The sequence below is a fragment of the Ideonella sp. B508-1 genome (assembly GCF_000333615.1).
Taxonomy (GTDB): Bacteria; Pseudomonadota; Gammaproteobacteria; order Burkholderiales; family Burkholderiaceae_C; genus Ideonella.
Map to the genome: position 1 here is coordinate 1 of NZ_BADL01000357.1, position 1,357 is coordinate 1,357.

General features: G+C 68.4%; 1 protein-coding gene. It reads right to left on the reverse strand.

What is annotated here, in order from left to right; genetic code table 11:
• Positions 1–194: 194 nt before the first annotated feature.
• On the reverse strand, positions 195–1,357 hold a 1,163-nt coding region (locus I73_RS15145), incomplete at its 5' end, for an AMP-binding protein (RefSeq protein WP_022981388.1).

Genomic DNA, 1,357 nt, shown 5'->3' on the forward strand with positions numbered 1-1,357 from the left:
GCCAGCACCGGCTCCGGCACCAGCCCCGTCGGACGCTCGCCCGAGCCGAAGAAGCGCTCGCGCGCCAGCGCCAGGCGTTGTTCCGGGGTGGAGAAGAAGGGGCCGGCGGTGAGGCCCTGGGCGCGAGGCAGCGAAGAGGTCATGGACAGGCGCGTGCTGCACTGCGGCAAGCACGGCCGCCAGCCTAACGGCTGTCAGCGTTTCGCCAATGCGGGGAAATCCTCCTCCCAGTACTCGCGCTCGCCACGTTGGCCCTCGGCCACGCGCTGGGCCTCGCCCTTGCGCAACACCGCGCGCTGGATCTTGCCGGAAATGGTCTTGGGCAAGGTGGCGAACTCGATGCGCCGGATGCGCTTGTACGGGGCCAGGTGCTCGCGGCAGAAGCTGAAGATCGACAGCGCGGCCTCCGGCCCCTCCTCCACGCCATCGCGCAGCACGATCACCGCCTTGGGCACCGACAGGCGCAGCGGATCCGGGCTGGGAATGACCGCAGCCTCGACCACATCCGGATGCTCGATCAGCACCGATTCCAGCTCGAAGGGGCTGAGCCGGTAGTCCGAGGACTTGAACACGTCGTCGGCCCGGCCGACATAGGTGATGTAGCCCTGGGCATCGCGCTGGGCCACGTCGCCGGTGCGGTAGCGGCCGTTGCGCATCACCTGCTCGGTCTTCTCCGGGTCGCCCGCATAGCCCAGCATCAGGCCCAGGGGCCGCGCATCGCCCAGCTCCAGGCTCACCTCGCCCTCTTCCACCGCCTGGTCGTCGATGTCCAGCAGCACCACCTTGTAGCCCGGCAGCGGCCGGCCCATGCTGCCTTCCTTCACCGGTTGGCCGGGGGTGTTGCCGATCTGGCAGGTGGTCTCCGACTGGCCGAAGCCGTCGCGGATGGTCAGGCCCCAGGCCCGGCGCACCTGATCGATCACTTCCGGATTGAGCGGCTCACCCGCGCCCACCAGTTCGCGCAGGCGCACCTTCCAGGCCGCCAGATCCTGCTGGATCAGCATGCGCCAGACGGTGGGCGGGGCGCACAGCGAGGTCACGCCCTTGGCCTGCAGCACGTCCAGCAGGGCCGGCGCCTGGAAGCGGCTGTAGTTGTAGATGAACACGCAGGCCCCGGCATTCCAGGGCGCGAAGAAACAGCTCCAGGCATGCTTGGCCCAGCCCGGCGAGGAGATGTTCAGGTGGATGTCGCCCGGCTTCAGGCCGATCCAGTACATGGTCGACAGATGCCCCACCGGGTAGCTCTGGTGGCTGTGCAACACCAGCTTGGGCTTGGAGGTGGTGCCCGAAGTGAAGTACAGCAGCAGCGGGTCGCTGGCCAGGGTCTGGCCTTCGGGCGTGAAATCCACCGAAGCTT